This window comes from Mesorhizobium sp. M0208 (assembly GCF_040322015.1).
GTDB lineage: Bacteria > Pseudomonadota > Alphaproteobacteria > Rhizobiales > Rhizobiaceae > Mesorhizobium.
In genome coordinates, this window is sequence record NZ_JAMYSP010000016.1 from 76,758 (window position 1) to 101,322 (window position 24,565).

26 protein-coding genes are annotated in these 24,565 nt (G+C 62.8%); 17 read left to right on the forward strand and 9 right to left on the reverse strand.

Annotation, left to right across the window (positions count from 1 at the left end; translation table 11 throughout):
• The first annotated feature begins 175 nt into the window (after window positions 1-175).
• The 5 genes from NKJ17_RS17785 (at window position 176) to gmk (ending at window position 4,741) form a co-directional block, all read left to right on the forward strand.
• Window positions 176-412, forward strand: coding sequence for an acyl carrier protein (locus NKJ17_RS17785; RefSeq protein ID WP_006203723.1), 237 nt, complete (start codon window positions 176-178; stop codon window positions 410-412).
• A gap of 34 nt (window positions 413-446) precedes the next feature.
• Entirely contained in the window at window positions 447-1,709 is a 1,263-nt protein-coding gene (fabF, locus tag NKJ17_RS17790; RefSeq protein ID WP_352454402.1) for a beta-ketoacyl-ACP synthase II, read from the forward strand.
• Window positions 1,710-1,802: 93 nt separating this feature from the next.
• Window positions 1,803-3,023: an endolytic transglycosylase MltG gene (gene mltG / locus NKJ17_RS17795; protein ID WP_352689584.1), complete on the forward strand. Its 1,221-nt coding sequence runs from the start codon at window positions 1,803-1,805 to the stop codon at window positions 3,021-3,023.
• A gap of 137 nt (window positions 3,024-3,160) precedes the next feature.
• Window positions 3,161-4,051 carry a YicC/YloC family endoribonuclease gene (locus NKJ17_RS17800; protein ID WP_352689585.1) on the forward strand — a complete coding sequence of 297 codons (891 nt, stop codon included), beginning with the start codon at window positions 3,161-3,163 and terminating at the stop codon, window positions 4,049-4,051.
• Between the two features lie 33 nt (window positions 4,052-4,084).
• Complete coding sequence (gmk, locus tag NKJ17_RS17805) at window positions 4,085-4,741, forward strand: guanylate kinase (RefSeq protein WP_254820312.1); 657 nt, start codon at window positions 4,085-4,087, stop codon at window positions 4,739-4,741.
• On the opposite strand, the gene NKJ17_RS17810 is transcribed toward gmk, so the two are convergent.
• The 7 genes from NKJ17_RS17810 to lptF form a co-directional block, all read right to left on the reverse strand.
• Entirely contained in the window at window positions 4,742-5,035 is a 294-nt protein-coding gene (locus NKJ17_RS17810; protein ID WP_352689586.1) for a DUF1330 domain-containing protein, read from the reverse strand.
• A gap of 75 nt (window positions 5,036-5,110) precedes the next feature.
• Window positions 5,111-5,950, reverse strand: a complete 840-nt coding sequence (rsmA, locus tag NKJ17_RS17815) for a 16S rRNA (adenine(1518)-N(6)/adenine(1519)-N(6))-dimethyltransferase RsmA (protein ID WP_352689587.1) — start codon at window positions 5,948-5,950, stop codon at window positions 5,111-5,113.
• An 83-nt stretch (window positions 5,951-6,033) separates the two neighbouring features.
• Window positions 6,034-7,053, reverse strand: coding sequence for a 4-hydroxythreonine-4-phosphate dehydrogenase PdxA (pdxA, locus tag NKJ17_RS17820; protein WP_352689588.1), 1,020 nt, complete (start codon window positions 7,051-7,053; stop codon window positions 6,034-6,036).
• A gap of 13 nt (window positions 7,054-7,066) precedes the next feature.
• Entirely contained in the window at window positions 7,067-7,993 is a 927-nt protein-coding gene (locus tag NKJ17_RS17825) for a peptidylprolyl isomerase (RefSeq protein ID WP_352647392.1), read from the reverse strand.
• A gap of 129 nt (window positions 7,994-8,122) precedes the next feature.
• Window positions 8,123-10,540: an LPS-assembly protein LptD gene (locus NKJ17_RS17830; RefSeq protein ID WP_352689589.1), complete on the reverse strand. Its 2,418-nt coding sequence runs from the start codon at window positions 10,538-10,540 to the stop codon at window positions 8,123-8,125.
• Window positions 10,540-11,625, reverse strand: coding sequence for an LPS export ABC transporter permease LptG (lptG, locus tag NKJ17_RS17835; protein WP_352689613.1), 1,086 nt, complete (start codon window positions 11,623-11,625; stop codon window positions 10,540-10,542). The genes NKJ17_RS17830 and lptG overlap by 1 nt, the downstream gene beginning before the upstream one ends.
• A complete protein-coding gene (gene lptF, locus NKJ17_RS17840; protein WP_352689590.1) occupies window positions 11,622-12,824 on the reverse strand; it encodes an LPS export ABC transporter permease LptF in 1,203 nt (400 codons plus the stop codon). Before lptF ends, lptG begins: the two co-directional genes overlap by 4 nt.
• 354 nt (window positions 12,825-13,178) lie before the next feature.
• Here lptF and NKJ17_RS17845 point away from each other — a divergent pair, with 354 nt between their 5' ends.
• The 5 genes from NKJ17_RS17845 to NKJ17_RS17865 all read left to right on the forward strand — a co-directional run bounded on the left by NKJ17_RS17845 (window position 13,179) and on the right by NKJ17_RS17865 (window position 17,887).
• Window positions 13,179-14,345: a flavin-containing monooxygenase gene (locus NKJ17_RS17845; RefSeq protein ID WP_352689591.1), complete on the forward strand. Its 1,167-nt coding sequence runs from the start codon at window positions 13,179-13,181 to the stop codon at window positions 14,343-14,345.
• Window positions 14,346-14,418: 73 nt separating this feature from the next.
• Window positions 14,419-14,802: a VOC family protein gene (locus NKJ17_RS17850; RefSeq protein ID WP_352507925.1), complete on the forward strand. Its 384-nt coding sequence runs from the start codon at window positions 14,419-14,421 to the stop codon at window positions 14,800-14,802.
• Between the two features lie 81 nt (window positions 14,803-14,883).
• Window positions 14,884-16,380: a leucyl aminopeptidase gene (locus NKJ17_RS17855; RefSeq protein ID WP_352689592.1), complete on the forward strand. Its 1,497-nt coding sequence runs from the start codon at window positions 14,884-14,886 to the stop codon at window positions 16,378-16,380.
• Between the two features lie 38 nt (window positions 16,381-16,418).
• The gene (locus NKJ17_RS17860) at window positions 16,419-16,868 is read left to right on the forward strand and encodes a DNA polymerase III subunit chi (RefSeq protein ID WP_352507922.1); all 450 of its coding nucleotides are present in this window, start codon (window positions 16,419-16,421) and stop codon (window positions 16,866-16,868) included.
• A gap of 119 nt (window positions 16,869-16,987) precedes the next feature.
• Window positions 16,988-17,887, forward strand: coding sequence for an aminoglycoside phosphotransferase family protein (locus tag NKJ17_RS17865; RefSeq protein WP_352507921.1), 900 nt, complete (start codon window positions 16,988-16,990; stop codon window positions 17,885-17,887).
• A 28-nt stretch (window positions 17,888-17,915) separates the two neighbouring features.
• On the opposite strand, the gene NKJ17_RS17870 is transcribed toward NKJ17_RS17865, so the two are convergent.
• Window positions 17,916-18,383 (reverse strand): carboxymuconolactone decarboxylase family protein, encoded by a 468-nt coding sequence (locus NKJ17_RS17870; RefSeq protein ID WP_254820302.1) that lies wholly within the window; start codon window positions 18,381-18,383, stop codon window positions 17,916-17,918.
• Between the two features lie 85 nt (window positions 18,384-18,468).
• On the opposite strand from NKJ17_RS17870, the gene NKJ17_RS17875 reads away from it, so the two are divergent.
• From NKJ17_RS17875 to NKJ17_RS17895, 5 genes are all read left to right on the forward strand, one after another.
• Window positions 18,469-19,140 (forward strand): TetR/AcrR family transcriptional regulator, encoded by a 672-nt coding sequence (locus tag NKJ17_RS17875; RefSeq protein ID WP_254820301.1) that lies wholly within the window; start codon window positions 18,469-18,471, stop codon window positions 19,138-19,140.
• 4 nt (window positions 19,141-19,144) lie between these two features.
• On the forward strand, window positions 19,145-19,756 hold the full coding sequence (locus tag NKJ17_RS17880; protein WP_352507919.1) for a hypothetical protein: 612 nt from the start codon (window positions 19,145-19,147) through the stop codon (window positions 19,754-19,756).
• Complete coding sequence (locus NKJ17_RS17885; protein ID WP_352689593.1) at window positions 19,753-20,601, forward strand: 23S rRNA (adenine(2030)-N(6))-methyltransferase RlmJ; 849 nt, start codon at window positions 19,753-19,755, stop codon at window positions 20,599-20,601. Before NKJ17_RS17880 ends, NKJ17_RS17885 begins: the two co-directional genes overlap by 4 nt.
• Window positions 20,602-20,725: 124 nt before the next feature.
• Window positions 20,726-21,178, forward strand: coding sequence for a hypothetical protein (locus tag NKJ17_RS17890; RefSeq protein ID WP_352507916.1), 453 nt, complete (start codon window positions 20,726-20,728; stop codon window positions 21,176-21,178).
• 125 nt (window positions 21,179-21,303) lie between these two features.
• A complete protein-coding gene (locus tag NKJ17_RS17895; protein ID WP_352507915.1) occupies window positions 21,304-22,056 on the forward strand; it encodes a sulfite exporter TauE/SafE family protein in 753 nt (250 codons plus the stop codon).
• Between the two features lie 38 nt (window positions 22,057-22,094).
• On the opposite strand, the gene NKJ17_RS17900 is transcribed toward NKJ17_RS17895, so the two are convergent.
• Window positions 22,095-22,730: a TetR/AcrR family transcriptional regulator gene (locus NKJ17_RS17900; protein WP_352507914.1), complete on the reverse strand. Its 636-nt coding sequence runs from the start codon at window positions 22,728-22,730 to the stop codon at window positions 22,095-22,097.
• Between the two features lie 178 nt (window positions 22,731-22,908).
• Between NKJ17_RS17900 and NKJ17_RS17905 the strand changes: the two genes are divergently transcribed.
• Complete coding sequence (locus NKJ17_RS17905) at window positions 22,909-23,322, forward strand: DinB family protein (protein ID WP_352689594.1); 414 nt, start codon at window positions 22,909-22,911, stop codon at window positions 23,320-23,322.
• Window positions 23,323-23,817: 495 nt separating this feature from the next.
• A complete protein-coding gene (locus tag NKJ17_RS17910; protein WP_352479251.1) occupies window positions 23,818-24,237 on the forward strand; it encodes a hypothetical protein in 420 nt (139 codons plus the stop codon).
• Window positions 24,238-24,565: the final 328 nt, after the last annotated feature.

Genomic DNA, 24,565 nt, shown 5'->3' on the forward strand with positions numbered 1-24,565 from the left:
CGCTTCATTCCGTCTTGGATGCACGGGATTTTTCGTGTAATGCCGCCCGCAACCCGGCGGTTCGGGCAAAAACCGGTCCTGTTCCGCTGCGTTTCCGGCAGGACCATCTTTCAGCTTGATTAGCGGCATTCTGCCCGCTAACGAAGACAGACAACCAAAAGACGAGGATGCCCAAATGAGTGACACCGCAGAGCGCGTCAAGAAGATTGTCATCGAGCACCTTGGCGTCGATGCCGACAAGGTGACGGAGCAGGCGAGCTTCATCGATGATCTGGGCGCGGACAGCCTCGACACGGTCGAACTTGTCATGGCGTTCGAAGAAGAGTTCGGCGTCGAAATCCCGGACGACGCCGCCGAGACCATCCTGACTGTTGGCGATGCGGTGAAATACATCGACAAGGCCTCCGCCTGACGCTATTTGCAGTCATCACCGGGGAGGACCTGCGATGAGGCGTGTCGTCGTCACGGGCCTTGGGCTGCTTTCGCCGTTCGGCATGGGCTTCGAGCACAGCTGGAAGGAGCTTCTGACCGGCCGCAGCGCAGCCAAGCGCATCACCGAATTCGAGGTGGAAGACCTTGCCTGCAAGGTCGCCCACGTCATTCCGCGCGGTGACGGCTCCAACGCCACTTTCAATCCTGAAGCCGTTCTCGAGCCGAAGGAACTGCGCAAGATCGGCGACTTCATCCTGTACGGGATCGCGGCCGCCGACGAGGCACTCAAGGATTCCGGCTGGCAGCCGAAGACGCATGAGGAACAGTGCGCCACCGGCGTGCTGATCGGTTCGGGCATCGGCGGCATCGAAGGCATCGCCGAGAATGCGATGATCCTCAAGGAACGCGGTCCGCGCCGCATCAGCCCATTCTTCATCCCTGGCCAGATCATCAACCTCGTCTCCGGTCAGGTCTCGATCCGCCATGGGCTGAAAGGCCCCAACCATGCCGTCGTCACCGCTTGCTCGACCGGTGCGCACGCCATCGGCGATGCCGCCCGGCTGATCATCTGGGGCGATGCCGACGTTATGGTCGCAGGCGGCGCCGAAGCGCCGGTGACGAGACTGTCGGTCGCCGGGTTCGCCGCTTGCCGCGCGCTCTCCACCGAGCGCAACGACGCGCCGCAAACGGCCTCACGCCCCTATGATCGCGATCGCGACGGCTTCGTCATGGGCGAGGGCGCCGGCGTTGTCGTGCTCGAGGAGCTCGAACACGCCAAGGCCCGCGGCGCCAAGATCTATGCCGAGGTCACCGGCTACGGTCTGACCGGTGACGCCTATCACATCACCGCGCCTGCCGAAGACGGCGACGGCGCTTTCCGTTGCATGACCGCGGCGCTGAACCGGGCGAAGCTGACGCCGGCCGATGTCGACTACATCAACGCGCACGGCACCTCGACCATGGCCGATACGATCGAACTCGGCGCCGTCGAGCGGCTGGTAGGCAACGCCGCCTCGAAGATATCGATGTCGTCAACCAAATCGTCGATTGGCCACCTGCTGGGCGCGGCTGGTGCTGCCGAGGCGATCTTTTCGATCCTCGCCATTCGCGACAACATCGCGCCGCCGACCATCAATCTCGACAATCCGGAGCGCGAAACGGCGATCGACCTGGTGCCGCACAAGCCGCGGGCCCGGCAGATCGACGTGGCGCTGTCCAACTCCTTCGGCTTCGGTGGCACCAACGCCTCGCTCGTCTTCCAGCGCTACAATGGCTGACCGCTCTGCCGGTTTCCGTCTGCCGTCAATTTTGCCATATTCGCCCCTACTCTGCCCGAGGGGATTCGTCGCAAGATCAGATGGTAGGGCGCTATGAACACAAATCCGGCCGATAACGGGGAATTCGGGCAACGGCCAGCAACGTCCGGCCCGATCGTGCCGAAAACGGCCAGCGAGGCGTTGCGGCCCGAGGCCGGCACGCCGCCGCCGAAGCGCTCGCGTGCCTCGCGCAGCCAGTTGGTCGTGTTCATGAACTTCGTCATCTCTTCGGTGATGCTGATGGTACTGGCGGCAGGCGTTGCGCTGTATTTCGGCAAGCAGGAGTTCAACGAGCCCGGCCCGTCGGCCAATGGGGACACTTTCCTGGTCAAGCCGAATAGCGGCGTCCAGGAGATCGCCGACCAGCTTGAGCGGCGAGGACTGATCAGCGACGCCCGCATTTTCCGCCTTGGCGTGCGCGCCTTCGGCAATGATTCCGCCCTGAAGGCCGGCGAATACGAGATCAAGCCGCAGGCGTCGATGCACGAAATCATGGAACTGCTGAAGAGCGGCAAGTCGGTGATGTATTCGCTGACTATCCCCGAGGGGCTGACGGTGGAGCAGGCGCTGCAACGGATCGCCGAGCAGGACGCGCTGACCGGCGATATGCCGTCGACCACCCCACCTGAGGGCAGCCTCGCCACCGACACGCTGCGCTTCACCCGCGGCGCAACACGCCAGCAGATGGTTGACAAGCTTCTGGCCGACCAGAAGAAGCTGGTCGACGAGGTCTGGCAGCGCCGAGCGCCGGATCTGCCTATCGCCAATGTTGAGGATTTTGTCACCCTAGCCTCGATCGTCGAGAAGGAGACCGGCAAGGGCGATGAACGCTCGCGCGTAGCCGCCGTCTTCCTCAATCGGCTGGCCAAGGGTATGCGGCTGCAGTCGGACCCGACCATCATCTACGGCCTCTTCGGCGGCAAGGGCAAACCCATCGACCGCCCGATCTATCAGTCGGACATCCAGAAGCCGACGCCCTACAACACCTATCTGATCAACGGTTTGCCGCCGACGCCGATCGCCAATCCCGGCCGTGCGGCGCTGGAGGCCGTCGCCAATCCGTCGAAGACCAGCGATCTCTACTTCGTCGCCGACGGCAGCGGCGGCCACGTCTTTGCCTCGACGCTCGATGAGCATAACGAGAATGTCGCTCGCTACCGGGCACTGCTGAAAAAGCAGGCGCAGGACGCCGGCAAGGCCGGGGCAACCAATACCGGAGCCGACACGCCGGCGGGAGCCATCGTTGACGATGCGGGCGCCACCGCCGCCCAGTAGGGCCGGACGCCATCAGGTTGGCCCTGTGCATGTCCGGGTGGATGTGCAAGGGCTGCTATGGCATTAAAATTCACATGATCCTGCCCGGAGAAAATCGCTCCGGCTTGAGGGCATTCGGCAAAGGGACGCACGGCTACATGAACTTGCAGAGCATGACCGGTTTTGCGCGCAGTGTCGCCGAACACGACGGTACTTCGATTGCCTGGGAAGCCAAGTCCGTCAACGGCAAAAGCGTCGAGGTCAGGTTGCGGCTGCCGCAAGGTTTCGACCGGCTGGAGCCGGCCGTCCGGCAGACGGTGCAAAAGCGTTTTGCGCGCGGCAATTTTCAGATGACGCTGACCATTGGCCGCGCCGCCGGCGCACAAGCGCAACCCGTGGTCAACGAGGCTTTCCTGAAGGATCTGGCGGGCTTGGCCAAGCGGCTGCAGGAGCAGTTCGGGGTAGCCCCTGCGGCGGCCGACGGGCTGCTTGCGCTGCGCGGCGTGCTCGACATTCCCGAAACCATCGAAACCGAAGAGGCGCGCAGTGCGCTCGATACCGCGATACTGTCGGCGCTGGAAGCAGCACTGAACGGGCTGCAGCAGGCGCGCCAGGGCGAAGGTGCCGCACTTCGTTCCCTGCTGTCCGGCCATATCGATGCCATCGAGGCGCTGACGCTGCGGGCCGAGGCCGATCCATCACGCGAGCCGGCCACGATCCGCGAAAGGCTCGCCGAGCAGATCCGCCTGTTGATGGACGCGTCCGCCAACCTGGACGCCAGCCGGCTGCATATGGAAGCGGCGTTTCTGGCCACCAAGGCCGACATACGCGAGGAAATCGACAGGCTGAAGACGCACGTGACGTCGGGGCGGGCGCTGCTCGCCGGCGGTGGCGCCATCGGCCGCAAGCTCGATTTCCTGGCACAGGAATTCAACCGCGAATCGAATACGCTGTGTTCCAAGTCGAATGCTGCCGCGGTCACCGCCATCGGGCTGGAACTGAAGGCGGTTGTCGACCAGTTTCGCGAACAGGTCCAGAATCTGGAATGATCCCGATGCCAAGCCACATGACTGCCAAGCCCCATGACCGCTAGGGATTTGGGTTCCCGCATTCGGCGCCGCGGGCTGATGCTGGTCTTGTCGTCGCCGTCAGGCGCCGGCAAGTCGACGATTGCGCGCAATCTGCTGGAGAGCGATTCCAGCCTCGAATTGTCGGTCTCGGTCACCACGCGGCCACGCCGCGGCAGCGAGATCGAGGGCGTCCATTACCACTTCCGCACCATGCGCGAGTTCGAGCGGCTACGCGATTCCGATGCGCTGCTCGAATGGGCGGAGGTGCACGGCAATTGCTACGCGACGCCGCGCGAGCCGGCCGAACAGGCGCTGGCCGAAGGCCGCGACATGCTGTTCGACATCGACTGGCAGGGCGCTCAGCAGCTCAAGGAGAAGATGCGCGCCGACATCGTCTCGATCTTCATCCTGCCGCCATCGATGAAGGAATTGAAGGCGCGGCTGAAGCGTCGCGCCGAGGACCAGGAAGCGGTGATCGAGACGCGGCTCAAGAACGCCCGCAACGAGATCGAGCACTGGAAGGAGTATGATTTCGTCATCGTCAACGACGATCTCGACCGCGCTTTCGCCGAGGTGCGCGGCATCGTTACGGCCGAACGGCTCAGACGCGATCGCCGGCCGGGCCTGTTCGATTTCGTCTCGGGGCTGCTCGATGAGAAGACGGATTGATCAAGGCGCTGTCCCCGCGACCAGGATCAGATTGCGGCTGAGCGCGGCGTCGCGCAGTTCCAATGCCGCGGCATATTCGGCGGAGCGGTACCAACGCCGCGCCGTGTCCATGTCGGGGAATTCCACGATGATCAGCGGCCCGGGAGACCAGTCGCCTTCCAACCTTTCCACCTCGCCGCCGCGTACCAGATAGCGCCCGCCATGCTGGGCGATGGAGGCAGCCGCGCGGGCGCGATAGGCATCGATAGCCTCTGTGTCACGGATCGTGACGTCGGAAATGACATAGGCGGCCACTGTTTGTCTCCGGGCAGGGTTTGTCCGGCTATCTATGCCATGAGAGCGGAAATTCCACGCGGGCGCTTCCCGGCATCACACCGCGTTGGTCAGGCGAATGAATTCCTCGACGCTGAGCGTCTCCGCACGCCTGGTCGGATCGATGCCGGCGCGGGTGAGCAGTGCCTCGCCGCCGAGGCTTTTCACGCTCTGCCGCAGCATTTTCCGGCGCTGGCCGAACGCCGCTTCGGTGACGCGGCTAAGCCGTTTGACCTCTGCCGGCAAGGGGCTGGCGCGCGGCACCAGATGCACCACCGAGGACGTCACCTTGGGTGGCGGCGTGAACGCCTGGGGCGGCACGTCGAAGACAATCCTCGCCTCCGTCCGCCAGCCTGCAAGCACGCCGAGCCGGCCATAGGCCTCGCTGCCGGGGCTGGCTGCAATGCGTTCGGCGACCTCGCGCTGGAACATCAGCGTCATCGACGCGTAGAAAGGCGGCCACTCGGTCACGGTCAGCCAGCGGATCAGCAATTCGGTGCCGATATTGTAAGGCAGGTTGGCAACGATTTTCGCCGACCCCCCGCTTCCCGGCGCTCCTTTGGCAAGCGCTGCAAAATCAGTTTTCAGCGCATCGCCGGCCACGATCTCGAGCCGACCCGGATAGTGGTTCGCGATCTCGGCCAAGGCCGCCAGGCAGCGCTCGTCGCGCTCGATCGCGACGACCCGGCGGGCGCCGTTGAGGAGCAGGGCCCGAGTCAGCCCACCCGGACCGGGACCGACCTCGATAACCGTAACGTCGCTCAGGTCGCCGGCGGTCCGCGCAATCTTGCTTGTCAGGTTAAGGTCGAGCAGAAAATTCTGGCCGAGTGCCTTTTTCGCCTGCAGCCCATAGCGCTCGATCACCTCGCGCAGTGCCGGCAGGCCGTCTATGCTCATAGGGTTGGGCTCATCGGGCTGGGCTCATCGGGCTGGGCTCGTCGGGTTAAGGCCATCGAATTGGGCTCATTGGGCCCAGTGGCCTACGGCCTTTTCCCGGTATCGGCAAGCAGGCGAGCGAGTTTCAGCGCCGCAATCAGGCTGTCGGCACGGGCAATGCCCTTGCCGGCGATGTCGAAGGCGGTGCCGTGGTCGGGCGAGGTGCGGATGAAGGGCAGGCCGAGCGTGACGTTGACTGCCTCGTCAAACGCCAGCGCCTTGGCGGGGATCAGCGCCTGGTCATGATACATGCAGAGCACCACGTCATAGCCGGCGCGGGCGCGAGCGTGAAACAGGGTGTCGGCCGGCAATGGCCCGAAGGCTTCTATTCCTTCCTGCCTCAGCCTGTCGATCGCCGGGCGCACGATCCGCTCGTCTTCGGTGCCTATCGCGCCGCCTTCGCCGGCATGAGGGTTGAGGCCGGCGATGGCGAGCCGCGGCTTGGCAATTCCGAAGCGGTTTGCAAGGTCGGCGGCGGTAATGCGGCCGGTGGCGACGATCAGGTCGGTCGTCAGCGCCTTCGGCACCTCGGCCAGTGCGATGTGAATGGTGACCGGCACGGTGCGCAGGTCCGGACCGGCAAGCAGCATCACCGGCGTCACTTCGGTGCCGGTGTGAAGTGATGCCAGATGCGCCAGATATTCGGTGTGGCCGGGAAAGCGAAAGCCGGCATCGTAGAGCGGCTTCTTGGCAATCGGGCAGGTGACGACCGCGGCAGCGCGGCCGGCCAGGCAGTCGGCAACGGCGCGGTCGATCGCCTCGATGATTCCGGCGGCGTTGGCTGGATCCGGGCGGCCGGGACTGTCGACGAAACGGGCGGAAAGCGCCACCACCGGCAGCGCGCGCGAAAACACACTAGGCGCTAGCGCCGGCGTCGTCTCGGCAATCGCGATATCGGTGCCGAGCCCGTGCGCCCGCGCGGCAATCAGCGCCGGATCGGCAAGGAGATAAAAAAACGGAACGCCGGCGCTGTCGCGGGCCTGCCAAGCGGCGATGGCGATGTCCGGCCCCACACCGGACGGATCGCCGACGCTCAACGCCAGCGGAAGCTCTGTGTCAGGCACGGCGATGCCGACTTCAGCGCTCGATGATGCGGGCTTTCTTCCGCAACTCCTCGACATATTTCTTTGAGAGCTCGTCGGCGTTCTTGTCGCTCGAGCCCTCGCTCTGGAACACCATCTGCGCGACTTTGTCGTCCGACACTTCGCGCGACGAGCAGATGCCGACGAATTCGACGCCGCGGTCGGTCTCGCGCGTCGCGGTGGCGCCGCCGACCTTGGTGGCCTTGATCTGCTCGGCCCAGTCCGGCGGCAGTTGCGGCGCCAGCACCCGGCCGAGGTCGCGAACGGTGACGTCGATCAGGCCCTTGGCGAATTCGCGGGTGGTGTTGCAGCCGTTGAAGCGGGCGCGCATGGCATCGGCTTCGCGCTTGCGCTTGGCCAGCGTCGCGCTGCGCTCGGCTGCCGGCACCACGAAGATGACCTGCTGCAGCATGTATTCGGTGGCGCTCGGCTTGCTGCCGCCCTTTTCGAGCATGCGCTTGACGACGTCCTGCTCGCTTATGGCGCCGCCCCCGTCGGCGGAGCGGTAGCGCGCGGACAGCGCCTGGTTCCAGGCCATCTGCGCTCGGATGAATTCCTTGAAGTGCTCCTTGGTGACGCCTGATTGCGCCATTACACCGTCAAGCTGCTTGAGCTGCATCTTGTTGTTCGTGGCGAAACGCTGATAGGCGGCATCGACCTGCGCATCGCTGATGCGGATGCCTAGGCGCCGAGCCTCGGCCGAGCGCAGCGTCTGATCTATCATTTCCTGGCCGGCATCGCCCTTTCTGCGCTGCAGGCGCAGGAAAGCGGCCCGATGCTGGATGTCGCCGGTGGTGATCGGTACGTTGTTGACGACGTATTTGATCTCGGTGGCGAAAGCCGGCCGCGTCACTGCGGTGGTCGAGAACGCCACCAGCAGCGCGAACCCTGCCGAAAAGAGGTATTTCCTCATCGAAAGCATCCCAGTTCCATCCCGATTCGACCCAACCCATCCCAGTTCAGGTCGCCGAAATCCGTGCCTGCTCTATGCGGCGAAACAATGTCGTCCGCCAGCCACCCCGTTGCCGACTGCCGTTATTGGATACTGCCGTTATTGGATGGTGTCGATGGAGCGTTGCGACGAGCCGAAATCGCCGAGCGTGCGGAACGACAGGTTGAAGCCGACGTTCTGCGACACTTCCCTGGTGTTAAGGTCACGTCTTTCCGAAAACGTCATCAAATAGGTAAAGCACGAATCACTATAGGCAAAGCCGACGCCGTCCTTGACCAGCACGCTCTGCTCAAGATCATATGTGCCGGTGCCAAAGACGCGCCAGTTCTCGGCAAGATGCGTCGAGGCGCCGAGCGTGACCTCATGGCGATCCGTGGAGAAGCCATAGAGCGGCTGTGCCTGGATGAAGGCATATTTGGCGCTCAGCGATACCGGCAGGCCTGAAAAGGCGGCCTTTACCTCAGCGCGGCGGATCTCGAAGCTCTGCTCGTCGAAACGGCCGCTGACCGAGCCGGAAAATCCGCTGGGGCTGTTGAAGCCGACAAGGCCGACATAGTCGGAGGTTGCAGTTTCAAGACCCGAATAGGCGCCGACATTGACCAGATCCGGCGTGCCGAACGAGTTCTGGCCGCCGAGCTGGTAGGATTGGCCGAACACCGCATTGGTGCCCCAGCCATTGTCGTATGCGCCGGAATAGCGGAGCCCGACATTGGCGCGTGTGCCGCCTTCCATGCGGTCATAGCCCGAGAATTTGTCGCGCTCAAACAGCGTCGTGGCGTCGAAGACGAAGCTCTGGGCGTCCTCGTTGGGAACCGCCAGCCCGCCGACATATTGCTCGTTCGGACGCACGAATACTTGCGCCATCGGCTCGAAGACATGGCTGGAACTGGTCATCGAGAACAGCACCGGCCAGCGCATCTCAAGGCCGGCGGTCGCCATGAAGCGGGCAAGCGATGAACGCATATCGTCCTCAACGCCGAGATTGGTCGCCATCTGGTTGATGGCGTCGAGCGAGGCGGAGGAGGCGTTGACATAGCCGGCGTCGCCGCGCAGCGCCAGGAGCGGCGTCAGCAGCAGCCCGCCATCGGTGGTGATGGTGCGCTTCCATTCGGCTTCCGCAGTAAGACGGCCGGATTGACCGTCGATGCCACGAACGTTGTTGACGGACGAAGGGACGCCCGAATCTGCAAGAGCCGTATCGAGCCTGTCGCGGTCTATGACCCGCGCGTTGACGTCGAACGAGAGCTGCCCGCCGGCCACCGGCATGTCGGGGATATAGGCGTAGTCGAGCGAGGGCAGCACCCAGGGCTGCTTGGCGGCGCGTGCGGTCGGATCGCTGGCGAGAGTGTCTTCCTGAACGTCGAAGTGCATGGCGCGCACATCGAAGTAATTGCGATCGTTGAGTCCCGTCAGATACACCTCGGAGCGGTGCACGCTGTCGTTGAAGCCATCGATGTCGTAAGTGCGCGCGAAATTCTTGTCGCTCTGCAGCAGGATGTCCCAACCGAAGTCCCAGCGCGGGTTGATAGCGAACTGGCCCTGGGTGCCCATCATGCCGCGGAACCTGTTCGGGTCGCCTTCGGTACCCGAATTCACGTTGTGACCATTGTCGTCGATGAAGGCGTCGGGATTCTCCTGCCGAATGCCTGCAATTTTCAGGCTGTACTGACCATTGTTGAAGCGCTGCCTCCACTCGGCCTCACCGAGGAAACCTTGCTTGGTATAGCCGCTGCCGGTGACAGTGAGATCGTAGGTCGGCGAGAGCGCGAAATAATAGGGGACTTTAACACCCACGCCGAGGTCGCTCTTGTAGGCGACGCCGGGAATCAGGAAGCCGCTCTTGCGCTTGACCGTTGGGTCGGCGATCTCGAAAGCCGGCAGATAGGCCAGCGGAAAGCCGAAGAACTCGAAGTTCGAGTTTTCGAAGCGAACCGTCTTCTTTTCGCCGTTCCAGATGATCTTCCTGGCCTTGATACGCCAGATCGGCGCTTTGTCGGGCTTGTCCTCGCACGGCTCGCACGCGGTGTAGACGCCATTGTGGAATGTCGTCAGCACGCCGCCCATGCGTTCCGCGCTTTCGGCGGCGAAGTAGGCCTTGTCTATGGTCTCGACCCGCAGCGCGTTGACGAAGCCGTCGGCGAAATCGTCAGTGATGTCGGCATGCTGCGAATAGATCTTGGTGCCGTCGCTATTGACGAGTTCGACATTGCCGCTGGCGACGAGGCGTTTGGTGTTGCGGTTGTATTCGACCCGCTGGGCGACGAGACGGTTGCCGCCGTAGTCGATCTGGACGCCGCCGACGGCCGTCACGGTCTGCTTGTCGTTGTCGTAGACCAGCGTATCGGCTGCCAGCAGCATCTGCGTGCCACTCGGAACCTTCGTTGCCAGCTCACTGACGTCCTGGGCAAAAGCCGGAGCAGCCGGGGCGACGCTGGCAAGCAGGCATGCCAAGGCGCTCGCCGCAGAGAGGCGTGCCAAACCGGCGTGCCTATGGCTGCGCAAAACCGCCTCCCTCACTAGCCGTCTTCCTTGTATAGCAGGAATGTCACCCCGAAGAACATAGCCACGACAACCGGGACCCAAGCCGCTACGGCTGTGGGTACGAATCCCGCTACGCCGAATGCCTTGACCAGCACCGAAACGACATAAAGCAGAAAGCCGGCCACGATGCCACCCAGAATCATCGTCGCCGACTGCCCCATCCTCGCAAATCGCATTGATACCGTTGCCGCAATCAGCGTCATCGCCACGAGCAGGAAGGGCAGCGCCACCAGGGAATCGAACTGCATGGCGAAGGCATTTGCCTTGAGGCCGAAGGAGCGGGCCACCTCGACTTTGCCGGGCAAATCGTAGAAGGGGATAGTCTCAGGGCGCGCCAACCGCTCTTGCACGAATTCCGGCTTGAGATTGGTCGGCAGCCGATCGCTGGGTAACGACTGGATGGTGCCGTCCCGGAACACCTTGACGTCCTGCAATTCCCAGTAGCCGTCCCGCAAAAACGCGCGCGCCGCATCCTTGCGCTCGATGATATCGCCTTGCGGACTGAAGCTGAAGAAGACCGCGTCGGCCATCTCCAAGCCTTGATTGAGAATGGCGCGCGCTCCGATGATGGTATCGCCGGAACTGGTTTTCTGCCTGATCCAGGGTGCGGCATCGGCCGAGACCGTATTCGACTTGCCCGAACGGAGCTGGGTCTCGATCTGCTCGGACCAGGAATAGGCGTGCGCGGCTATCGGATTGATGACGCCGACCGTCAAGGCACCAAACAGCAGCGCCCCGATGCAGCATGGCAGCAGGAACTGCCATGCTGAAACCCCGGCGGAACGGGCGATTACCAATTCATATTTGCGGTTGAGCGACACCAGGGTCGCCATCGCCGAGAACAGGCCGACGAACGGCACCGTCTGCAGCATGATCATCGGCATCCTGAGCCCGGAAATGGCGAAGGCAGTTCCGTAAGTGAAGCCTGGCACGCCGGTCGTGCGGCCGGAAAGCTCGGTGAAATCGATCAGGAACACCAGCGCCAAAAGACCGATGAAGAACCAAATGGTGATCGTCACATAGCGAAAGAAGAAGTATCGACCCAGAGTCCAGCCCATCAGCCGGCTCCCTGTCCGGAAGCGCCGCGCCCAGCAAAACGGAGCTTGATGGCGCTCCAGCCCTCACTGGAGCGGCCGGCAAGATTGGTCACCCAGTCGGCCCAGGCAACAGGCAGTTCCATGGTCCGGTTGGAAACAATGAACCAGATGGCGATCGCCGATGCCACGATCGGGACGCCGTAGACCATATAGGCATATTGCGGCACCTTGTCGGCCTTGCCGGCGGCAAAGAACCCGAGCCAGCGCACGAACAGCGCGATCGCGATTGCCGTGATCAGCGGGTGCACACGCGCCTCACGATGCGAGCGTGCATCTCCGGCGACGGCGAGCGCGATCAGCGCGAAGACGAGCGAATAGGACCACTCGGAAAAACGCTGGTCGAGCTCGGCCAGGTACCTGTTCGGCTTTTGCTGGTACATCTTGTCGTTCGGACTGGGATTGAGCAGATACTGGGTCGTCCGGTCCTTCGGCAAAAGCAGGATGTCGGATGATGCCGACATGAAAGCGGACAAATCGAAGGCATAGGAGGTGAACCGGATCACCGAGAGGTCGCCGGTCATGGTTTTGCGATGGATCACCCCGTCATTCATCATCAGCACCTTCTCGTCGCCGCGTTCGATGATGCTGCCGGACTTGGCATAATAGACGAGATTGACGCCTTCTTCGCGCGAATCGGCGACGAAGATGCCGCCGAGGCGATTGTCGGGAAGCCGTTCGCCAACCTGCAGGAACAGGCCGTCATCGATCTTGCGGAAGGTGCCTTCCTGGATGATCAACGACAACAGATCCGCACGCGAAGATGCTATCAGCTCGCGGTTCTTCTGGCGCGCGTAGGGGTCAACGCCATTGTCGACCGCGAACGAAAAAATGCTGGCTGCGAGTGCCAGAAGCATGATCGGCCTGACTATTGTCCAGCGTGAAGCGCCGGCGGCATTGATGACGGCGAGCTCCGAATCCGAATTCATCACGCTGAGGATCTGGGCGACCGCGACCACCAGGGCGAAGGGCACGACGATCGGAACGATCGTCGGGATGATCAGCGCTGCGACTTCGAAAAAGGTGAGGGCCGATTGACCGCTATCGGTGACGAGGTCGATGCGGGCGAGGACCTGAGTCGTCCAGACGATCGCCAGCGTCCAGACGAGCGCCAGCGCGAATACCGCGAAGGCACGGCGCATGATGTAACGTTCAACGACCTTCATGAAGGCTTTTCTCGGCGATTTCGAACGGCATCATGCCTTGGAACAAGGTAGTCGTCCGGCGCCGGCTGTACAACTGGCTCAGTTTGACGGTTCGATCCGGGTTCTGTCCCGTATCGTACATTCCGCTGGGCCGGAGTGTCGGCGGCAATGGATAAGAAAGGGCGAACATTGTTGGTTAACAACAGGTTGCGGCGGGAAGCGGGGCCGTGCCGCGACGAATCGTAGGTGGTTCGATATCGCATATGGGAGCGATTTCGGCCAAAGTCTTGTCAAATGCGGCAAAACGACCAAATGTCGCGCCGGTCGCGACCGCCGCGGCGTGATAAGACGGGTCAGGATCTGTTGAGCCCCAGCATGGAAGCGGAAAGATTGCGCAGTCAAACCGGTCGGGAAACCGTCTTGGACGGCGCGATCGTGGTCGGCGCCGGCGCGGCCGGCCTTGCCGCCGCCCACGCCTTGATGAAGGCCGGCGTACCGACGCTCGTCCTGGAAAAGGAGAGCCGGCTCGCCGAACCCTGGCATCGGCGCCACCAGCGGCTGCACCTCAATACCCATCGCGATCTCTCGACGCTCCCCGGTGTCGGCTATCCCGCAGGCACCCCGGCTTTTCCGCATAAATCGGCCGTCATTCGCCATCTGAACGATTTCAGCCAGACGCATGGTCTGCCGGTCGCATTCGGCGTTGCCGTTGAAGAGGTCACGTTCGACGGCGATCACTGGACCGTGCGGACGAACGCCGGACGTCGTCTGGCGCGCCATGTCGTCGTCGCCACCGGGCGCGACCGGCAGCCGTTTATTCCCGCGTGGAAAGGCAAGAAGGATTTTGCAGGCCGGATTATCCATTCGGCCGATTTTGGCGATGCGAGGGACTACGCCGGCAAAAGGGTGCTGGTGGTCGGTGCCGGCAATTCGGGTTTCGACGCACTCAATCATCTGGCGAATGCAGATGCCCAAAGCATCTGGCTGTCGGCCCGCAACGGCCCCTCTCTGCTGCCGAAACGCATCGGCAAGGTCGCCGTCCACAGGCTTTCACCGTTAATGGCGAGCTTGCCGGTGCGGCTGGCCGATGCGGTGATGGCGACAACCCAGCGCCTGGTTTTCGGCGACCTGACGAAATTTGGGCTTCCGCCGGCTCCCACAGGCGGTGCGAGCCGTCTGAGCGCCGACTACACCGCGATCGCAGCCGACGACGGCGCGGTTCGCGCCATCAAGGCAGGCACGATCGTGGTGGTGCCACCATTGCGGGAATTTAGCCAAGACGGCGTCGTGTTGAATGACGGCAGGTTTATCACGCCCGATATCGTCATTGCAGCGACTGGTTATCGCACCGGTCTGGAGCAGATGGTCGGCAAGCTCGGCGTTCTCGACGGCAAGGGCGTTCCGCTTTTCAACGGCGGCGATGCCGATCCGAAATTGCCCGGCCTGTGGTTTACCGGCATGCGGCCGAGCATTCGCGGTTGTTTCGCCAATGCCCGCATTCAGGCCAGGGCGATAGCGGCGCGGATTGTCAAGCAGCGATAGTGAGCAGGACTATGCCGATTGTTCCGCCCGCAATAGACACGCCTTGTTGGAGCGTGCTCGAACCGAAAGGTCAATGATCATGACGCCAGTCAGCATTCGCTACATGGTCGATGATGTCGCCACCTCGATCGATTTCTACTGTGGACAACTGGGCTTTACCGTCGAACAGGACGCGCGACCGGCTTTTGCTTCCGTCACGCGCGGCGCGTTACGGCTCCTTCTGAGCGGACCCGGCAGTTCGGGTGCACGGGCTATGCCGGATGGCCGGCAGCCGGTGCCGGGAGGCTGGAACCGCATCCTGCTGGTGGTGCCGGACCTGAAAGAAGAGGTTGCGCGCCTCAAGAGTGCTGGACTTGTCTTTCGCAACGATATCATAACGGGCGTCGGCGGTTCCCAGACCCTGCTCGAAGACCCATCGGGCAATGTCATCGAGCTGTTTCAACCCGCCGCTCACTGACGCAACAACACGGCACCTTTCGGTCCGACCAATCGAACGCTTCTCGCGATAATCCAACGCACTTCCCGAAAGCAGGACATCATGAATTCGAGACCCTCGATCGCCTTCGCCAAATTCGCCGCGCCCAAAAAGGGCAGCGTTTTCGTTCTGGCGGCCGACGAGGGCGACCTCAGCGATGCCGCCAGGGCTTGTGATCCGGCAAAGACCCTTGAGCGGGCTTTTCCGGTCGCTGACTTCAGCGGCAAATTCGCCAGCCTGGTCGAAGTGCTGGCACCGGAAGGGACATCGCTCGATCGGCTGGTAGCGGTCGGTGCCGGCAAGGGCTCCAATCTCGATGATTATGGTTGGCTGAAGCTCGGTGGCACGATTGCCGCGTCCTTTCGCAAGGCAACCGAAGTGGCCGTCGTGCTCGATCTTCCCGGTGCCGCCATCAGCGGCAGGCAAGCCGTTCAGCTCGCAGCAGGCATCCTGCTGCGCAGCTATTCCTTCGACAAGTACAAGACCAAAAAGAACAATGGTGACGACAAGCGCGAGCCAAAAAAGCCGGTCAAGGTGACTATTCACACCGCCGATCCGGCAGCTGCAAAGAAGGCCTTCGCCGATGAAGCGGCGGTGATCGACGGTGTCTTGCTGGCGCGCGATTTGGTCAATGAACCGGCCAATGTTCTGGGGCCGGTGGAATTCGCCACCCGCATCGCCGAACTGGAGGCGCTCGGCGTCACGGTCGAGATCCTGGCCGAGAAGGAGATGAAGAAGCTCGGCATGGGTTCGCTGCTGGGCGTAGCGCAGGGCTCGCCGCGTGGCGCCCGCATCGCGGTCATGCGGTGGGACGGCGGCAAGGCCAAGGAAAGCCCGGTCGCCTTCGTCGGCAAGGGCGTCACCTTCGACACCGGCGGCAATTCGATCAAGCCGGCCTCGGGCATGGAGGACATGAAGGGGGATATGGGCGGCGCTGCTGCCGTCACCGGGCTGATGCACGCGCTAGCCGCGCGCAAGGCGAAGGTCAATGCCGTCGGCATTGTCGGGCTGGTCGAAAACGCCGTCGATGGCCACGCTCAGCGACCGGGCGACATCGTCACCTCGATGTCGGGCCAGACCATCGAAGTGCTCAATACCGACGCCGAGGGCCGCCTGGTGCTGGCCGATGCGCTGTGGTACTGCAACGACCGCTTCCAGCCGAAATTCATGATCAATCTGGCGACGCTGACCGGCGCCATCATGGTGGCGCTCGGCCAGCATTATGCCGGCCTGTTTTCCAACAATGACGAGTTGGCGGACCGGCTGACGGCGGCCGGACAGGCGACGCAGGAGCGGGTGTGGCGCATGCCGCTCGGTGCCGAATACGACAAGCTGATCGATTCCAAGAATGCCGACATGAAGAACATCGGCGGCCGCCACGGCGGCGCCATCATCGCCGCGCAGTTCCTGCAGCGTTTCGTCAAGGACACGCCCTGGGCGCATCTCGACATTGCCGGCACCGCTATGGGCGCGCCCTCCAACGAGATCAACCAGTCATGGGCTTCCGGCTTCGGCGTCAGGCTGCTCGACCGGCTGCTGCGCGATCATTACGAGCAATGAGCGGCTGGGGCGGGGGTCCGAAAATGTAGACTGAACGCATGGCCGAGATTCTGTTTTATCACCTGACCGAATCGACGCTGGAGGCTGCGCTGCCCGGCCTCCTGGAGCGCAGTATCGATCGCGGCTGGCGCGCCGTGGTGCAGACCGGCACCGAGGAACGGCGCGACGCGCTGGACCAGCATCTGTGGACTTTCCGGGACGATTCATTCCTGGCCCACGCAACGGACCGCGAAGCCCGTCCCGCCGAGCAGCCGGTGCTTCTGACCGTCAGCCCTGACAATCCGAACCAGGCGCAGATACGCTTCCTGGTCGATGGGGCGGTGCCGCCGGAGCTTGGCGGCTACCAGCGCGCCGTGTTCCTGTTCGACGGTCACGATGCAGCCCAGCTAGAGGCGGCACGCACGCACTGGAAGACAATGAAGGAGGCGGGCCACACCGTGACCTACTGGCAGCAAACGCCCGACCGGCGCTGGGAACGCAAGGCTTAGGGAATTTGCCGCCTAGTGGAATCACTGGCGCCGCAAGAATGCGACGCCAAAAAGATGGACTGCCGGCTATTCAAAAGACCTGAGCAAGCCCGATGCCGCCCGATGAACGAACACCAGGCATGCCGATAGATGCCGCACTTGTTCGCCGGCTGATTGCCGCGCAGTTCCCCAAATGGGCGGACCTGCCGGTAGAGCCGGTCGAGCCTGGCGGCTGGGACAACCGCACGTTCCGACTGGGCGATCACATGTCGGTGCGGCTGCCGAGCGCCGCCGCCTACGTCGCCCAGGTCGAGAAGGAGCATCGCTGGCTGCCCCGCCTGGCGCCTCACCTGCCTCTGCCCATACCCGTGCCGCTGGCCAAAGGCGCGCCCGGGGAAGGCTATCCATGGCCTTGGTCCGTCTATCGCTGGCTTGGCGGCAGACCGGCGGCTGGTGGACTGATTGCCGATCTTACTGAGCTCGCCCGTTCGCTGGCCGGCTTTTTGGTGGCGCTCTACCGGATCGACGCTGCCGATGGGCCACCGGCAGGGCAGCATAATTTCCACCGCGGCGGCCGGCTTTCGGTCTACGACGCCGAGACCCGAGCCGCGCTCTCGGCGCTCGGTGGCCGCATCGACAAGGCCGCAGCCGAGGCCGTGTGGGCGACGGCCCTTGCCTCGGGATGGAAAGGGCCGCCGGTCTGGGTCCATGGCGACGTCGCCTCGGGCAATCTGCTCGTCGAAGATGGCAAGCTGTGCGCGGTGGTCGATTTCGGTAGTTCGGCTATCGGCGATCCTGCCTGTGATCTGGTGATCGCGTGGACGGAATTTTACGGCGAGAGCCGCCAAGCGTTCCGCGACGCCATTGCGCTTGACGAGCACAGCTGGGCGCGCGCTCGGGGCTGGGCGTTGTGGAAGGCGCTGATCGTCGCTTCGGGACATGACGGCAACCAGCGCGAGGCGGAAAAATCGTGGCGGGTCATCAATGAGGTGCTGGCGGATCACACAAACAGTCGGAGCGGGATGGCTAATTCAGTCTGAATGCATCCCGCTCTAACAACGAAAGGCATTACTGCCCGCCCATCTCCTTCTTGAATGTATCGAAATCGACCTGCATGCCGTTGAAGATGGTGCTCCAGTGGCGGGTCAGCGCTGAAACGGCGACCGCCTCCTGGATCTCCTCGTCGGTAGCGCCGGCCCGCTTGGCGTCCTGCGTGTCCGACCAGATGCAGTAGTTGCACGGGATTTGCGCCGCCACCGCCAGCGAGATCAGTGACTTGACCTTCGGCGGCAGCGCCGTCTTGTCGCTGAGCTGGATAGCCTTGACCTCGGCCCATGCACCGGGCAGACCGGCTTTCGGGAACTGCTTTACGAAACCGGGCACCCCGCCCATGGTCGACTGGATGTCCTTGACGGTTGCGTCATACTCATCGGCATAAGAAGGAGTTGCAGCCAGCGTCAGCACACAGGCGGCGGCGAGCAGGCAGGCACGGCGGATGGAAGAATGCGTTGATGAAAGAGTACGATACACAGACATGACGTTCTCCTCTGGCGTTTGTAGACCTTACGGTGTAAGGTAATGTCGAAAATGAACCTTACAGTGTAAGTTGTCAAGCGGCACCATGGACACATCGATCAAAAAAAAGCGACCGCGCGGCAGACTGTCTCGCGAGATGATCGAGGCTGCCGCTTTGAAGGTGATCGAGAGCGAGGGCCTCGCCGGTTTTTCGATGCGCAAGCTGGCGACTGCACTCGGCTGCGAGGCGATGAGCATCTATCACCACTTTCCTTCGGTGGCGCATCTCTTCGAAGCCTTGGTGGACCGGCTGATCGGCTCCCTCGAAATGCCCGACACGGACCTACCTTGGCGACAAAGGTTGCGCATCGCCGTGCAGGATTTCCGCCGCGTCGCGCGTGAGCACCCGGCTTTCGCCAGCTTCTTCGTTACCTACCGGATGAACTCGCCGACCTGCCTTGCGTGGCTGAACGGCATCCTCGGCCTGTTCGAGGCCGGCGGCTTCGGACCGGAACTTGGTGCGCGGCTGTTCCGTACCACCGGCTATTATCTGATGGGTGCCATCCTCGACGAGACTGCCGGCTATGCGAAGGGGCCTTCGGCCGTGACCACGGTCAGCGATGAGCAACTGGCGCAGGATTTTCCAAAAGTAGCTGCGGCCGGGCGTTATTTCGGCACCGCCGAATTTGACCGGACGTTTGATCTCGGCCTTGATATGCTCCTGGACGAAATGGAACGCGCCCGCGACGGCACCAGCGCGCCGAATACCGGGTCTTGACCTCATGCGCTCTCTGTTCGCCCTGATACTGCTCATCGGTACCGGCATCGGCGTCGTCTATCCCTGGGCGATGACCAATTTCTCCGGCCGTGAGATCGGCACCTGGAGGGTTTACGACCAGGGCCGGTTCAAGCCAGTGACGGTGGCCCTTAGCGCACGCGACGGGCCGCTACGCGTGCTGGTCGACCTTACGGCAAGAGCCGAGCGTATCGTCTCGCAGCAGCGCACCGTGTTGACCCTCACTGCCGCCACCGCCGGCAGGACGGTGCTCGCCTCGACGCTGCAGTTCAACCATTCCGACAATCCTCGGCAGGTCAGTCCGCAACTGCCGGACAGGATCTTTCGCGACGAGGCCGGCCTGATCCCGACCGTTACCGCCGGCCCCTATATTTTTACCGTTGGTCCGGGCGACGCCGAGGGCATTCCGATGCGGGCCGTCGACCTCGTCCTGCGCTCGGCTGCCGGCGAGGTCGACCGCCGGGCGCGACCGGTCGGTTTTTCCCTGATGGCGGCCGGCTTGGCCGGGCTGGTGCTGGCATTCCGTTTCGGCGGCCGTCGGCCGGAAAATCCGAATTCGCAGCCGCCAGCGCCTCGCTGGGGCAGGGGCTCCAATTGAACTATCGCCACGCCTACCATGCCGGAAACTTCGCCGACGTCGTCAAGCATGTCGTGCTCAGCCGGCTGATCGAATATCTGAAGCAGAAGGACAAGGCGTTTCGGGTCATCGACACCCATGCCGGGATCGGCCGTTACGATCTGTCCTCGACCGAAGCGCAAAAGACCGGCGAATGGCAAGGCGGCATCGGCCGGCTGGTCGATGCGGCCCTCGATGCGCCGGTGGCAGCACTGCTGGCGCCGTATCTTGAAGCCGTCCGCTCGCTTAATCCGGACGGCGGCGTGAAAAAATACCCGGGTTCGCCGCTGATCGCTCGGCACCTGATGCGCAAGCAGGACCGGCTGTCGGCGGTCGAGCTGCATCCCAAGGATGCCGCCAGGCTGAAGTCGCTGTTCGACGGCGACTTCCAGACCCGGGTGATCGAGCTCGACGGCTGGCTGGCGCTCGGCGCGCATCTGCCGCCAAAGGAGAAGCGCGGCCTCGTCCTCATCGATCCGCCTTTCGAGGAAGAGGGCGAGTTCGGTCGCTTGGTCGACGGGCTGCAAAGAGCCCATCGGCGCTGGCCAGGAGGGATTTACGCGCTCTGGTATCCGTTCAAGGACCGCAAGGCGGTCGCCGCCTTCCGCAAGGCGCTGAAGCAGACGGGCGTTCCCAGGCTGCTCGACATCGGTTTTGAGATCAGGCCGGCCTCTGTCGAGCCGAGCCTCGATGGCTGCGGCATGGTGGTGGTCAATCCGCCCTTCACCCTGGAGGGCGAGTTGCGGACGCTGCTGCCGGCGCTGCACCGGCTGCTTGCTGTCGAGCAGCCATCGCATTGGACGCTGGACTGGCTGGCGGGAGAGTAGTTTGAGATGCGGTCGTTGTCGTTCCCTCAGCGCAACCGCGTCACCACAACCATAGTCGCTACAACCGCTTGACCGCGCGTCAGCGAATCCGCACAGTGCGCGCAGTCGACCTTGAGAGGCTGCCATGACTCGCTTCGCCCAATCCGCCCTTGCCGCACTGCTCGCCGTTTGCACGCCGCTGGCTGCGCCTCTTGGCGTTACTCAGGCGGTGCAGGCCGCCGACCTTGCAATCTATACTGATGAGGACAGCGGCGTGTGCGGCGAGGCCTGGGTGCTGAACAAAATCACCGACCGCTTCTCCTATCAGGTGCATCACGTGCCGCATCTGCCGGATGTGCAGATCGTCGACTTCCAGCGCATCCACCAGCATCGCTATCTGCCGGCCGACGACACCTGGCCGATCGGCCGCCGTTATTGCGGCGCCACCGTCAGCCTCTCCGACGGCCGCGCCCGCACCATCTGGTACCTGATCGAGGAAGGCCAGGGCTTTGCCTCGATCGGCGACAATGTCGAATTCTGCGTGTCGGGCTTCGACCGCTGGATGGTCTACAACGGCCGCTGCCGCGTCCTGCGCTGATCGCGCACTCGCTGATTCCGACTTTTTAGCACCGGCCACCTGATCGACCGTCACCGTTTCCATGCGGCGCAGCATTCGCGGGAAGCGCGATCTGCTGTCACGAGTTTGCGGGGAAACAGCACCACATGGATTTGCTTGTTTATACTGTTGCTCTCGGCGCGGTCGTTGCTGGCTTCGTCCAGGGGCTTTCCGGGTTCGCTTTCAGCCTGGTTGCCATGTCGATTTGGGTTTGGACCGTGGAACCCCAACTGGCTGCTGCCATGGCGGTCTTTGGGGCGCTCACCGGTCAGATCATCGCTGCCGTCACCGTCCGCCGGGGTTTCGACCTCAGGCTTCTGCTGCCCTTCCTGATTGGCGGGACCATAGGGATTCCGGTCGGTGTCGCCATCCTGCCCTTGCTGGATGTGCAGTTGTTCAAGCTGGTCTTCGGCGCGCTGCTGGTCGTTTGGTGTCCCTTGATGCTCTTTGCGCGTCGCCTCCCTCCCATCAAGGTCGGGGGTCCTGTTGCAGACGGTGCAATAGGTCTGGTCGGTGGCATCATGGGTGGACTTGGCGGCTTCACCGGCCCGGTTCCAACGCTGTGGTGCGTGCTGCGCCAATGGGAAAAGGACAGGCAGCGTATTGTCATCCAGAATTTCAACCTTGTGACCCTCTCCATGACGATGGCCGCCTATCTTGCGGCCGGAAAGATCAAGCTCGAAATGCTGCCGATGTTTGCCGTCGTCGCGCCGGCGATGTTGATACCGACACTCCTTGGCGCGAGACTCTACATCGGCGTTAGCGAGGCGACTTTTCGAAAGATCGTCCTCACACTCTTGGCCGCATCAGGTGCGGCATTGTTGGCATCGTCCCTGCCGCACCTCATAAGCCGGCTTTGAACGACACACAGAAATCCCGACTTCCGCCGTGCCATGCGCTATCGACCGGTACGGCCCGCTCCCGATAGGTAGGCGCAGATCAGTTCGACGAGTTGCTTTTGCAGCTCCGGCGCGGCGAGCATGTTCCGGCGTGCCGCGTTGTGGATCACACCTTCGATCGCTGACGACAGCACCCGCGCCACGGCCTCCGTGTCGGCGCCTTTCCTTGGCTTGCGATAACTGGCGACAGCAGCCGCATAGTGATTGAGGTATTGTGCCTGGAACGAAGCATGGGCGGCCCTGGAGCCACGATCGCCAGGCGCCTCGTCGAGCAGCACCTGGTGTAGTGTCGGGTGAATGCTGTGTGCCGCGATCATGCCGCGCACCAGCTCCTGCGCGAATGTCCTGAGCGGCTTTTGGTCTTCCGCCGAATCGCGAATGACCGACAGCACATGATCGAAGTGACGGCGCCGGACGGCTGCGAGCAGGGAGAGCTTGTCGGGAAAATACTGGTAGAGCGTGCCGATGCTCACACCTGCTGTCTCGGCCACTTTGTTGGTGGTGAAGCCGGCCCAGCCCAGCCCGCTCAGAACATGAGCCGCTGCCTCGATGATCGCCTCGACGGTTGCCCTGGAACGCGCCTGGCGCGGCTGCTTGCGCATGCGCGGATGCGGTCTTGCAATGCGAGTAGACACGCCCTCTCATTCTCCTGAAAATATAAACAACATACTCGCATTTCCGGAAAAGGACACCGACCATGAGTGCGCTCGCTCTGGTTCGCAGCCTGTTTGCCTATCAGGCCTGGGCCATGACGAACTGCTGGAAAAGCTCGCGAGTCTCGACCCGCATGTTCACGGCAAGGAACGGCAGGCCGTGATACGGCTCGTCGATCACAGCCATGTGGTGTCGCGGATATTCTCGGCGCACCTGGTTGACGCAAGCCATGGCTACTCCGCCGCCACCACTGAGGACACGCCGGCGTTCGACGAACTTCGCGCCGCGGTCGCAGCGACCGATCGCTGGTATCCCGATTATCTCGAAACCGTTTCGTCGCGGCAGCTGTCCGAGCCCCTCGCCTTCGTGTTCACCGACGGGGATAAGGTATTGATGTCGCGACAGGAAATGCTGACCCACGTCGTACTGCACGGCGGCTATCATCGCGGTGAAGCGGGGCGCATCCTGGCACAGATTTCCGTCATGCCGCCATGGGATACCTTCGCCGTCCATCTCCACAGGGCCGAGCCTTCGCGCCGGCTGCAGATGAGCCGTGAGCCGCCCGGCGCCTGAACGGCCAAGCGCTTTCGATCACGCCGGTCGGCTCGACCGGATCTATCGAACGATATCCTGTCCTTCAGAAATGTGAGCTGTCTGCTTACTTTCATCGCGCCGTGCAAGATAGTGCAGCGGCGTGCTCGTCGCGTTGCTTCCTACTTACCTGTAGTTTATCTTTTCAAACAAGACGAGGCGGGCGACCGCCTTCGTTCTGGACAATGTTCGCGCTGAGCGCCGGACGTTGAAGCGCAAAGCTGGTCGAAAAGGTCCTGAGCTTGACGAGAAGACCGGTCGAGATAGAGCGGCCAGAATTTCTGTCGCAGAACTTCACTGCGGGAGACAAAGATTCGCAGCCGGTTTTTGCGAGGGTAAAATGGTCGTGCGCTCGCCGTAACCGAAACTTAAGCTGCAAAAATCATTCTAATGCTTCGCTGGCTAGCAAGCCGCGAGTCAGATATGCAATGCGCGCCGGGTCAATAACGGCCGTCGGCACAACGGAAGGGGCATGATATGGCTAAGCAGTCATCCAAGGCGCCGGCATCCAAGGCACCGGCAAAGAAAGCACCAGCAAAAGCAGCCGCGGCAAAGGCCGCAACTGCTGTGAAGAAAGCGGCACCCGCTGCCAAAGCGAAGGCCGCCGCGCCTAAAGCAAAAGCAGCGCCGGCCAAAAAGCCGGCCGCCAAGGCCGCGGCAAAACCGGCCGTGAAGAAAGCAGCACCTGCTAAGGCAAAGGCAGCACCGGCCAAGGCTGCACCCGCAAAGAAGGCGGCACCGGCCAAGAAGCCGGCTGCAAAGGCGGCCGCGAAGCCAGCTGCGAAGAAGGCAGCACCGGCAAAGGCCGCCGCTGCGAAATCTTCTGCGGCAGTGAAGAAAGCAGCGCCCGCGGCCAAGCCGAAAGCAGCGCCCGCAAAGGCGAAGGCCAAGAAGTAGTCGCCGCCCTGCTACCGTCGGGGACAATACTCAAGACAGTCAGGGCGGGATGCCGGACAGGCGCCTCGCTTCTTGGTTGACGGTCGGGCAGAACGAGAAAGAGGCGGGAGGAAGACGTCTTTTCGCAGCTCCCAGGGCTTCGCCATGCGGCGAAGTCCGGTGGGATTTTCGTGGCTGCCAAAGGCTAACCTTCGGTGCAAGGCCGAGTTGGTAGCCAATCGGATTTGGATTGTCCGACCCGCTCGCGTCTGCCGCCGCACTGCGGCTTATCGCATCGCGATTGACGTCGAGACAATGGTTGTACGCTGGCGGCGCGGTTTTCCGCCTC

Bases quoted from the DNA above. Each gene is read 5' to 3' on its own strand.
- NKJ17_RS17785 (WP_006203723.1), top strand. From the start codon at position 176: ATGAGTGACACCGCAGAGCGCGTCAAGAAGATTGTCATCGAGCACCTT.
- fabF (WP_352454402.1), top strand. From the start codon at position 447: ATGAGGCGTGTCGTCGTCACGGGCCTTGGGCTGCTTTCGCCGTTCGGC.
- mltG (WP_352689584.1), top strand. From the start codon at position 1,803: ATGAACACAAATCCGGCCGATAACGGGGAATTCGGGCAACGGCCAGCA.
- NKJ17_RS17800 (WP_352689585.1), top strand. From the start codon at position 3,161: ATGAACTTGCAGAGCATGACCGGTTTTGCGCGCAGTGTCGCCGAACAC.
- gmk (WP_254820312.1), top strand. From the start codon at position 4,085: ATGACCGCTAGGGATTTGGGTTCCCGCATTCGGCGCCGCGGGCTGATG.
- rsmA (WP_352689587.1), bottom strand. From the start codon at position 5,950: ATGAGCATAGACGGCCTGCCGGCACTGCGCGAGGTGATCGAGCGCTAT.
- NKJ17_RS17825 (WP_352647392.1), bottom strand. From the start codon at position 7,993: ATGCTTTCGATGAGGAAATACCTCTTTTCGGCAGGGTTCGCGCTGCTG.
- lptF (WP_352689590.1), bottom strand. From the start codon at position 12,824: ATGAAGGTCGTTGAACGTTACATCATGCGCCGTGCCTTCGCGGTATTC.
- NKJ17_RS17845 (WP_352689591.1), top strand. From the start codon at position 13,179: ATGGAAGCGGAAAGATTGCGCAGTCAAACCGGTCGGGAAACCGTCTTG.
- NKJ17_RS17850 (WP_352507925.1), top strand. From the start codon at position 14,419: ATGATCATGACGCCAGTCAGCATTCGCTACATGGTCGATGATGTCGCC.
- NKJ17_RS17855 (WP_352689592.1), top strand. From the start codon at position 14,884: ATGAATTCGAGACCCTCGATCGCCTTCGCCAAATTCGCCGCGCCCAAA.
- NKJ17_RS17860 (WP_352507922.1), top strand. From the start codon at position 16,419: ATGGCCGAGATTCTGTTTTATCACCTGACCGAATCGACGCTGGAGGCT.
- NKJ17_RS17865 (WP_352507921.1), top strand. From the start codon at position 16,988: ATGCCGATAGATGCCGCACTTGTTCGCCGGCTGATTGCCGCGCAGTTC.
- NKJ17_RS17870 (WP_254820302.1), bottom strand. From the start codon at position 18,383: ATGTCTGTGTATCGTACTCTTTCATCAACGCATTCTTCCATCCGCCGT.
- NKJ17_RS17875 (WP_254820301.1), top strand. From the start codon at position 18,469: ATGGACACATCGATCAAAAAAAAGCGACCGCGCGGCAGACTGTCTCGC.
- NKJ17_RS17880 (WP_352507919.1), top strand. From the start codon at position 19,145: ATGCGCTCTCTGTTCGCCCTGATACTGCTCATCGGTACCGGCATCGGC.
- NKJ17_RS17890 (WP_352507916.1), top strand. From the start codon at position 20,726: ATGACTCGCTTCGCCCAATCCGCCCTTGCCGCACTGCTCGCCGTTTGC.
- NKJ17_RS17895 (WP_352507915.1), top strand. From the start codon at position 21,304: ATGGATTTGCTTGTTTATACTGTTGCTCTCGGCGCGGTCGTTGCTGGC.
- NKJ17_RS17910 (WP_352479251.1), top strand. From the start codon at position 23,818: ATGGCTAAGCAGTCATCCAAGGCGCCGGCATCCAAGGCACCGGCAAAG.